This is a genomic window from Streptomyces sp. NPDC021080, assembly GCF_044333225.1.
Classification (GTDB): Bacteria; Actinomycetota; Actinomycetes; order Streptomycetales; family Streptomycetaceae; genus Streptomyces.
The window spans coordinates 1-8,922 of sequence record NZ_JBIRQM010000048.1; the positions used below are offsets into that span (position 1 = coordinate 1).

General features: G+C 70.0%; 11 protein-coding genes. 3 read left to right on the forward strand and 8 right to left on the reverse strand.

Features of this window, described 5'->3' with window-relative positions; translation table 11 throughout:
* Positions 1–941: 941 nt before the first annotated feature.
* From ACH4S8_RS44855 to ACH4S8_RS44880, 6 genes are all read right to left on the reverse strand, one after another.
* On the reverse strand, positions 942–1,307 hold the full coding sequence (locus ACH4S8_RS44855; RefSeq protein WP_398405100.1) for a hypothetical protein: 366 nt from the start codon (positions 1,305–1,307) through the stop codon (positions 942–944).
* A gap of 15 nt (positions 1,308–1,322) precedes the next feature.
* Entirely contained in the window at positions 1,323–1,976 is a 654-nt protein-coding gene (locus ACH4S8_RS44860; protein ID WP_398405102.1) for a hypothetical protein, read from the reverse strand.
* Positions 1,977–2,058: 82 nt separating this feature from the next.
* Positions 2,059–2,757: a hypothetical protein gene (locus tag ACH4S8_RS44865; RefSeq protein WP_398405104.1), complete on the reverse strand. Its 699-nt coding sequence runs from the start codon at positions 2,755–2,757 to the stop codon at positions 2,059–2,061.
* A 139-nt stretch (positions 2,758–2,896) separates the two neighbouring features.
* A complete protein-coding gene (locus ACH4S8_RS44870) occupies positions 2,897–3,775 on the reverse strand; it encodes a hypothetical protein (RefSeq protein ID WP_389090447.1) in 879 nt (292 codons plus the stop codon).
* Positions 3,768–4,337 (reverse strand): RNA polymerase sigma factor, encoded by a 570-nt coding sequence (locus ACH4S8_RS44875; protein WP_398405116.1) that lies wholly within the window; start codon positions 4,335–4,337, stop codon positions 3,768–3,770. The genes ACH4S8_RS44870 and ACH4S8_RS44875 overlap by 8 nt, the downstream gene beginning before the upstream one ends.
* A gap of 470 nt (positions 4,338–4,807) precedes the next feature.
* The gene (locus ACH4S8_RS44880) at positions 4,808–5,740 is read right to left on the reverse strand and encodes a hypothetical protein (protein WP_398405106.1); all 933 of its coding nucleotides are present in this window, start codon (positions 5,738–5,740) and stop codon (positions 4,808–4,810) included.
* 18 nt (positions 5,741–5,758) lie between these two features.
* On the opposite strand from ACH4S8_RS44880, the gene ACH4S8_RS44885 reads away from it, so the two are divergent.
* On the forward strand, positions 5,759–6,202 hold the full coding sequence (locus ACH4S8_RS44885; protein ID WP_398405108.1) for a hypothetical protein: 444 nt from the start codon (positions 5,759–5,761) through the stop codon (positions 6,200–6,202).
* A gap of 183 nt (positions 6,203–6,385) precedes the next feature.
* Here the strand turns inward: ACH4S8_RS44885 and ACH4S8_RS44890 are convergent, their stop codons facing one another.
* Positions 6,386–6,925, reverse strand: a complete 540-nt coding sequence (locus ACH4S8_RS44890; protein ID WP_398405110.1) for an EF-hand domain-containing protein — start codon at positions 6,923–6,925, stop codon at positions 6,386–6,388.
* Positions 6,926–7,165: 240 nt separating this feature from the next.
* Between ACH4S8_RS44890 and ACH4S8_RS44895 the strand changes: the two genes are divergently transcribed.
* Positions 7,166–7,441: a hypothetical protein gene (locus ACH4S8_RS44895; RefSeq protein WP_398405112.1), complete on the forward strand. Its 276-nt coding sequence runs from the start codon at positions 7,166–7,168 to the stop codon at positions 7,439–7,441.
* Positions 7,441–7,839 (forward strand): hypothetical protein, encoded by a 399-nt coding sequence (locus ACH4S8_RS44900; RefSeq protein ID WP_398405114.1) that lies wholly within the window; start codon positions 7,441–7,443, stop codon positions 7,837–7,839. The genes ACH4S8_RS44895 and ACH4S8_RS44900 overlap by 1 nt, the downstream gene beginning before the upstream one ends.
* Positions 7,840–8,185: 346 nt before the next feature.
* Here the strand turns inward: ACH4S8_RS44900 and ACH4S8_RS44905 are convergent, their stop codons facing one another.
* Positions 8,186–8,470 carry a hypothetical protein gene (locus ACH4S8_RS44905; RefSeq protein WP_398405118.1) on the reverse strand — a complete coding sequence of 95 codons (285 nt, stop codon included), beginning with the start codon at positions 8,468–8,470 and terminating at the stop codon, positions 8,186–8,188.
* Positions 8,471–8,922 lie beyond the last annotated feature (452 nt).

Consider the following 8,922-nt stretch of genomic DNA (forward strand, 5'->3'; position numbering starts at 1 on the left):
CCCGCGGAGCGGGTAAGAACCTGCTTCGCAGGTTCCAAGAAAACTCCCGCGCTGCGCGCGGGAGTTGGAGCGGAGCCCCGCGCTGCGCGCGGGTGACGGAGCCCAACTCCTCGCGGTGCGAGGAGTTGGGCTCTGCGCTGCGCTCCGAGCCGTGTTTCCTTCCGTCAGAAGTTTCGGTAAATCCGGAGGTTGGGCTGATGCCCTTCCGGCTCTCCGCTTGCGCTCCGAGCCGACGGCTCCTCGTCGCTGCGCTCCTTGAGGAGCCTGGAGGTCCGTCCGCTGCGCTCCCGGACCTGGCCCGCGTTCGCGGGCGGCTGGCTATAAGGGGCGGGGGTCGGGGTGGATGGTGGGCTGTTTCCTTCGTTTCAGAACTTTTGGTGAATCCGGGTTCGAGGTGGGTGGGTCGAGATTGCGGGTGGGTGCCCTGTGATGTGTCTCGATGAGGTGGGGGCGCGGAGGAACTCAACGACTGTGTAGCGCGAGCTGTATGACATCACCTCAGCAGGCCATAGGTGAAGCGGGTGTGACTGTCAGTCGTGCTGGTGGTCCTCTGCGGGGTCCGAGGCCGGTCGGGACTGCCGCTGTGCAGGGCGTCTGCACAGTCGTGTTGGGCGCCAGCCGAGACCCGGCGGGCGCCGCTGTCCGTCCCGTTGTCCTTGTTTGAGGAGCCCGTCTTTGTTCCGTCGTCCCCTCCCCCGCACTGCCCTGTGCGCCCTTGCTGTCTGCATCGCTGTCTGCCTTCTCTGCCTGGTGCTGCCCGGGGTTGCCGCAGGGGGTCCGGGAGGTGGCCGAGTGGGTGCTGCGCCGGGTGGCGCGCACGGCGGTCCGCGAGGTCGCCCGCTCCTCTGTCAGGGCGCGGCGGCGGTCCGCTCGCCAAGTAGAGTCGTGAGGGTGCCAAGCCACTGGGATTGGCTTGGCACCCTCACGATCGGTGAAGGACCTCAGCCCTCCGGCTCGCGCGGGACGGCACGAGAGAAAAACTCCTTCGCGGTCTGCTCGTCGAGTTCCCCGTTCGTGGTCGCGGACCGCCGCAGTGCTTCGCCCGTCACCTGGGCCGGGATGCCGAGCTGCTTGTCCGCCTCGCCCATGATCTCGCCGACGTACCACTGGGCCGAGGTCGGGAAGTGCTGGATGAACCAGCTGAGCATCTTCGCCAGGGGAACCGACAGGATGAGATCGAAGCCCTTGAGCTGGCCGCCCCGGCGTTCGCCGACGCGCAGCGAGGTCGCGAAGTCCTCCAGGACTCGGTGCCGGCCGCCGGGGGAGTCCGAACTGTGAGGTTCCCCCTGCCGACCGGCCCGAGGCACTCGGCGGTCCGGTCCTCACAAGTCGATCAGTTCTTGTCGTGGCTCCCGCGGCGGTCCCGCGTCCTCACGCCGGGCCGCCGCGCGCCGTATGAACCACGGAACACCGGCGCCGAGAGCCAAGCCCACCGCGAGTCCGGGCAGCACCCACCGCGCCCGGTCCACCGCGTCCGGCTCCGCCACGGCGGCCACCGCCGCGGGCCGGGAACCGAATAGCCTCCCCTCCTGCGCCAGTTGCCCGAACATCGCGCTCGGTGCCCGATGCCAGCGGATGTCGTCGTCCACCACGTCGGGCGAGGGATCCGAACGCACCCACAGCGTTCCGTCCGGCGTGAGGAACAGCTGGTCCTGGCGCTCGACGGCGACATCGCCGCCGGGCGCCCGACTGGTCTGCGGCCAGCCCCCGACACCGGTCAGCCCCCAGATCACGGTGACCCGCACCTCGGGAAAACGGCCGTGCGTCCACGCTTCGGGCACCCTCTCGGTCCCCGTGTACCGGGGCGACAGCAGCCGCCACAGCCGTCCGAAGTCCCGCTCCTCGGCGTGCAGCGTGGTCGTCCGCCCCGTGTCGCCCGCGATGACCAGGGCCATGTCCGGGTTGTCGCCCTTACCGAGCCCCCAGGCACCCGCCGAGGCAGGGGCCTGTGCTGCGCCGAGCGCGGCCAATGCCATGGACACGAGTAACAGGACCCGCACCCCGTTCCTGATCCGTTCGACCCGGCCCCTCATATGTCCCCCTCGATCCGGCCGGCACCTACACGTCCCGCAGCTCCTGTCGAGGCTCCCCCTTGTGAGGCCGTCGTATCCGGGCCAGCACAGCTCCTGCCGCCGCCCCGGGTATCGCCCACCACCAGTCGGTGCCGTCGCCGGTCGCGGCGGCGGTCCTCGTGCGGGACCGAGCGGTGGACGTGGATGTGGACGTGGGCGTGGGCGACGGACCGGCACTCGTTCCCTCCGGTGTCTGCCGGGGACCTGGGCGGATTCCTCCGGCGCCCTGCGCCTTCAGCCTGCCCAGGATTCCCAGCTTCTTGAGCAGCGTCCGCACCTCGGCCGGCTGCCCGGCCTTGTGCCAGTAGCTGTTCATGGTCGTCATGTCGGTCGTGGTGTTGATCCAGACGTCCTCGCTCCACGAAGCGTCCGGATAGACGCGGTCCACCCGCCAGGGCGACACGTCATGGGCCATCCATGTCACATTGATCTGGGGTCCGTCGGCCGCGCCGAGCCCCGGCAGCTCCACCTCGCGGCTGTCCGAATCCACCCCGCCCAGAAGCCGCATCAACTCGCCGTACTCCTCGTCCGAGTGGTACAGCGCGGCGCTCTCCGCGCTCTCCGGCGAGACCAGCAGCACACTCGTCGGTCCGCCGGCCAGGGCGGACGGTGCCGCCAGCAGCACGACCGCCAGAACCGATACCAATACCCCTGTAGCAGTGAGCAGTTCACGAAGTCTGCGCATGGAACCCCCGAACCGGCCGGCCGATCGACGGGCGGTCCGCCCGCACGTCGTCTGTCACTTCTGGTACACCGCCCGACCGGCCGGGGTTCCCACCCGCCGCCCACGAATTCCGAGCCGTGCCCGGAGACGGAGAACCCGGCTACTTCAGCGACCTGGCGATCTCCAGTGCCCGGGTCCTCGAGGACACTCCCTCCAGCCGGAGCGTCACCTCGCTTTCGTGCATCCACAGCAGCGTGGGCCCGGCAGTCCGCTCGGAGCGGGTGAAGCGGCCGCCGTCCGCGCCAACAAGCCAGAAGCTCAGACGATGCGGCTTCGGGAACCACAGCGCCGGATCGCCGAACTCCTCGTCACCGTCCAGGCGCAGCCACTGCGGCGACTCCCGCACCGTCTTGGTGAAGCCGATGTCCAGCCGCGCCGGATACGCGTCGATCCGGACCGTGCGCCCGTGCTCGATCCAGCACAGGCTCATCAACAGCCGTCCTCGCGGCTCGGGCGTCACCGTCACCGCGTCCGGCACCCCGAGGGCGTCGGGCACGAGGGGCTCGAACCCGGCCCGCCGTCCGGCCTGAGCCAGGGTCAGCGAGGGCCCGGGGCAGCCCGGCACCCGGGCCCCGGCCGAGGGCACCGCCGACGGGTCGTAGCGCACCTCGACCCCGCCGAAGCCGAACCAGTCGACGACCGCCGCCCGCACTGGGGGCGTGAGCACCAGGACCGCCAGCACTCCGCACAGGCCCGCGGTGAGGGCCCGCCGGCGGGCCCTCACCCAGCGGCGCACCGCGCGCAGCCGCTCGCGGGGCCCCGGAGTCCCGGGCGGCGGGAGCGGGATCCCCATCGCGAGTATGTCCTCCAGCACCCGCTCGACCATCGACTCGTCGCCGTCGGCCCCCGGGCCGTCCAGCGACCGCCCGAGCGCCCGCAGCTCGTCCGGCAGCCGGGAGACGTCCGCACGGGCTCGCCGGGCCCGCTCGCGGCCGGACTCCGCGCCGCCGGCGCCTCCGTCCCCATACGACTCACTCATGCTCGTCACCCCCTTCCCGAGGCTCCCGAGGTTCGAAGGCGGGCAGCAGCCGACCCAGCTTGCGCAGGGCGCGGTTGAGCCGGGACTTCACCGTGCCGCGCGGCCAGCCCAGGGCCTGGGCCGTCTCCGGTTCGTCCATCTCCAGGAGATAGCGGTACGTGACGACGAGGCGGTGGTCCTCGCTCAGCTGCTCCAGAGCCGCCAGCAGCGCGGAGCGCCGTTCCGACTCCAGCGCCGCGACCGCCGGGTCCGCCGATTCTGGTATCAGCGGCGCCGCCTCCGCCAGCGCCGCCTCCCGGCCGGCCAGCGTCCGCTGACGCACCGCCGTCCGCGCTGTGTTCCTCGCCTCATTGGCGACGATCGACAGCAGCCAGGGCTTGAACGCCGAGCCGTCCCGGAAGCGCCCCAGCGAGCAGTACGCCTTGATGAAGGCCTGCTGCACCACGTCCTCCGCGTCCGCGCCCGCTCCGAGCGCCCTGGCCGCCCTGATCGCGATGCCCGTGTGGGCACGGACCAGCTCCGCGTACGCCTCCGGCTCCCCGGCGCGTACCCGTGCGATCACCACGGCCTCGTCGACGACGATGCGGCCCCCCTCCCGCGTCCTCACACTCTTGCTACACCGCCCGCGGCCCATCGGTTCCCACCCGCGGCACATCTGTTTCCGGCCAGTTCCGGAGCGGGCCCCTGTACCTGAGACTGCAGGTAGCGGCGCGGCAGGGAGGCGTCGAGGTCCTGGCGCTGGAGGTGGGCGGCGAGGGGACACACGTGGCAGCGTCCAAGCAACTCAGTGCACCGTGGCAGCGTCTCGCGGGACGAACCGTGTGTCAGGGTGGGCGGGGTCCGGGCGAGGCTCGCCCGGGGACAGGCACAGGGGACCCACCGGTTACGGGACACCTTTCATGACCCAGAAATCACAGGTCCGGCCGACTTCATGGAGAGGTGGATCCGTTCGCTGCGCAAACGGGCTCCGGCCGGGTGAGAGCCGGGCGGACCGCCCTGTGGCCGCAACCGCAGGGCGGAAAACGCCGGTCGCTATGCGCAGGGCCAGCCAAGAGTGGTGCACAGGTCCTCAAGGACCTGCCGGTCGGCTGCCGTCAGATGGGGTGAGAGACCGACGCCGATGTCGATCAGGCCCGGCTGCTCCAGGCTCTGGCGCATGACGGCCAGCCCAGCGAAGGGGTAGTCGGGCGTGAAGTACTCACAGGCGGCCAGTCGCGCGGCCCACACGGTGCCGGAACGCATCCAGGCGGCTCCGTAACGGGAGACGTCGACCGCGAGGAGCACCGGCGCGCCGTCCAGGGAGCGGCCCTGGGCCGCCTTCTGTGCGCCGCGGCCGGCTTCGAACGCGGCGTACTCGGCCGCGCCCAGCGGGCTGTCGAGTATCCCGGCGGTGACTTCCCGGCCCACTGCGCCGTTTCCCGGACAGACCTGGACGGTTATCTCCACAGGTCCCGCGTTCTTCGGGTCCTCGACCCGGATGACCTCGGCCACGGCCGGGCTGCCCGCGCCGAGAGCATCGGCCTGGGTACGCACAGCCGCCGCGGCTTTGTCGGCGACCTCCGGCTGCAGACGGCTGGGACAGCGGTCGAAGGCCAGATCCACATCGAACCGGCCGCCGCTGACCGCTTCCACCCGCTCGACGAGTTCGTTGATGCTCTGCGGCGCCCGGGCGGTCACCTCGACCCCCGCGCAGACGGCGCCGGACCGGGTGAGCAGGAAGTCGGGGTTCGCAATCTTGGTGTCCCCGAGCTCGTAGCCGATCCCAGCATCGGCCAGGGCGAGGGCGAGAACGAACTCGGCCCGCATCTGCAGGAGTTGTCCCAACGAGGTCAGCTGCCCGAACTCCGCAATCTTCCTGCGCCAGCGAGGATCGCTAGCGGCCGTGGCCTCGAGTGCGGCCGCCATCGTCTCCAGGGCGTCCAGCCCGACGAGGACTGTCGGGTTCGTCCTTGCGGCGGCTTCCATGACCTGCACGGGGTGGGTGTGGGAAGCGTCGGAGAGCCACCGCTGGAGCACAGGGCGGGCGGCGAAGGGCTGGAGGTGTTGCTGGTCATCGTGCCGATCTCCTCGATCTCGCCCGGCCGGTGGCCGGGGGTGGGCAAAGTCGCTGGGGGGATCAGGGCGACCGTCCCGGTCCCGGCGGACCGCGTCCGCAAGCCGGACTCCCGGGACACCGCCGACGATCGTCTCAAGCGGCACCGGACGATGGCCACGAGGTACGACGGCACGATGCGGCCTGGCACGCCCTCGACCGGCTGGCGCACGGATGTTCCAGACGCCGAGCTCAAGGAGAAGTACCAGCGGCAGCTCGTAACCCTCAAGGAGATGGGGTACCCGAACGAGCTGCACAACTTGGAGGCTCTGAAGAAGTCCGACGGAAATCTGGGCGACGCCGTCAACCTGCTGGCTTTCGAGCAGAGCAGCTAACGGCGCTCCCGTGAGCATCGCCCTGGCAGGGTCCGGCCAAGCGCGACCCCGCCGCACGTCGCCTGACGTGACGCCCCTCGTTCGCGGCTGGTGGCAGCGCGCCTACCGGCACCCCGTTTCGGACGTGGGGCCCGGCAGTGTTCACCCGGGCCCCTGTCGTGAGGGACCCGGGTAGCGCGGGGGTCAGCGTCCGAGCAGGGGGACGTCGATGTCGCCCATGTGGTGGGAGCGGACGGCCTGGGCCAGCTCCTCGACGGAGAGCTGGCCGTCACCGTCCAAGTCGATCTGGACGAACGTCTCCTGCGCGTTGACGTCCTGGACTCCGATGGCGTCGAGCCAGGACTTGAACTCGGCGGGGTCGACCTGCCCGTCGCCGTCCACGTCCACCAGCTCGACGATGGCCTGGATGGCCGGCCGGACGGCCCTGACGAAGTCCTTCCCGTCCCTCCCCAGGACGTACTCATCGGCGACCTGGTTGAACTGCTCCAGGGTCAGAGCGCCGAATGCCTCATCGATGTCGGCCTTGTCAGCGAAGAAGGACCACATGCCCAGGTAGGCCTTGGTCAGTTCGCGGGCGGCCGGGGTGTCGGGGGCCTGGCCGAAGGCCTTGAGGATGCGCTGGGCCTCGGCCTCCCAGTCGGCACGGTCGATCTTGCCATCGCCGTTGACGTCCCAGAGCCCGAAGCATTCCTGGGTACGGTCGCGTTGAACGTCAGTGGTCATGTCTAGCGCCTCCATCTGCGAAAATTACTCAGAGGCACTGCATGTCACTCACTGTGACTCGCTTCGGGGTTCTGGTTCCCCAGGGTGATCAAGGCGCCGCGCCGGCCACCGGCGGTCACGGTGGGGACCGGCAGGGAGTAGGACGTACGCCCGGGCGGCGACCCGGAGACGGCGGCGGAGCCGGTTCCCCGGATACCGCGTTCCTCTACTGGCAGTAGAGGAACGCGGTAGAGTCGGGATATGGCAGCAGACGAGACGAGCATCAAGGTGAGCGCGGCCGCGCGGGACCGGCTGGCGCGGTTGGCGGCCGAGCACGGCACGACCATCCGCAGCCTGGTCGAGGAGCTGGCGCAGAGCACGCCGACGCAGGCCGAATACGCCGAGCGTGCCGAGTTGGCCCGCGCCGAGCTCACCTCCGCCCTCGGCAGTGCGCCGAGTCCGGAGGCGGAAGCGAAGGCCCGTGCGCTGCTGGAGCGTCTGGGCGCCTCTCAGCACGGCTCGCAGACGACCGCGTAGTGGCGGCGATCGCGGTCGTTTTGGACCACACCACCGCTACTGCTCTGTACGACCCGAAGGACCCGTTCAACGAAGCGGTCGCCGCGTTCTATGTCCAGGCCTCCGGCGGACTTGGCAGCCTGTACGCGCCGGTGCTGTCCCTGACGGCCGGTGACGCGGAGCGGCCCGGCCTGCTCGGCTACATCAAGGGGCTGCGGTTCATCCGGATCGAGGCGTTCGACACCGACGCCGCGGTCACCGCCACCGGACTGCTGCGCTTCGGGCATTCCTGGGCCGCCGTCCACGCCATCCACGCCGCCCGGCCCTCAGCCGCCCATCCGGCCGGGCGGTTCCTGCTCACGCTGACGCCCAAGGCGTACGCGGGCACCGGCGTCCAGGCTGTTCACCCCGGCCAGTGACCGCGGGCTCTTGGACGCGCTCTCCAGCCCGCCCGCGCCGTCGCGGACCTGGCCCTTTGAGCACGCAAGGCCCGGTACTCTTCAGTCGGAGAAGCGCCGCTCGAGCAGAGCGGTCACATTGCCTGTTCTGATGTGCCCGGCCGTCGGCCGAGGTGTTCAGGGCCGTTCACCGGCGAATTCCCTGAGTTGCCTTGGTCGCCGCTCTTCCTCAGAGGTGCGGTCTCCGACACCTGCATGGTCAAGTCGCCCACTCACCGGAACCGCTCCATCGCGGCCTGCTCAAACCGCTTGTGACCTTCGCGGATCCGCCGGGCAAGCGCGAAAGTGTTACCTATCGGTGCTGCTCTCAGAGCAGCTTCTGCGGTGCCTGGAACTGGTCGACGGGCTCGACGTTGCACGCGGTCTTGAGCCCGCCGAGCACGTGCCCCCCGATGCCCTCACCCTCCGGCAGCGGCACCAGGCAGCGGGCGTCGACGTTGATGAGCGGAGCGCCATAGGTGTTGAGGATGCCGCCTGCCTCGCCCGCGATGGGAGTGTCGCCGATGCGGGTTCCGAAGTCCGTCGCCGATGCGGGTACAGCAACGGCCATCGTTGCGGCAATTGCGAAAGCCGTGCCGGCCAGAACCTTCATGATCACTGTGATGCTCCTGCTCGATGAGGCGGTCATCTTCTGAGTGACCTGTCCAACGCCACGCTGTGGTTGCAGTTACGTGTGCCTGACCAGCAGTCATCCGCGAGCGTCGACAGAGCGGTCGGATCAGAGAGGCAGCGGGGTGCCTCCCCTTCTCGGGTACTGGCTCAGCTTCTGCGGAACTGAGCCGTGCGTGCTCGCATCAGCACCGGACCAACCTGCCGACCTGCCGGTTCCTCGCGTTTGGTGGCCCGCTGCACCGAGCGTCGGCTCGTCACCACAGAAGTTGCGCCAGAACCCGAGATCGGGTTCTGGCTCAGCTCTTGTGATGCGCGGGGGTCGAGCCCAAAAGGGATCTTGAGACGGTGCCGGCGGTCAGGTGTTCGCTGCTGCGGCCCAAGAGCCTGGCTACGACGGCATCGAAGAGGCGGTCTTCCCCCGCCGGAAGCAAG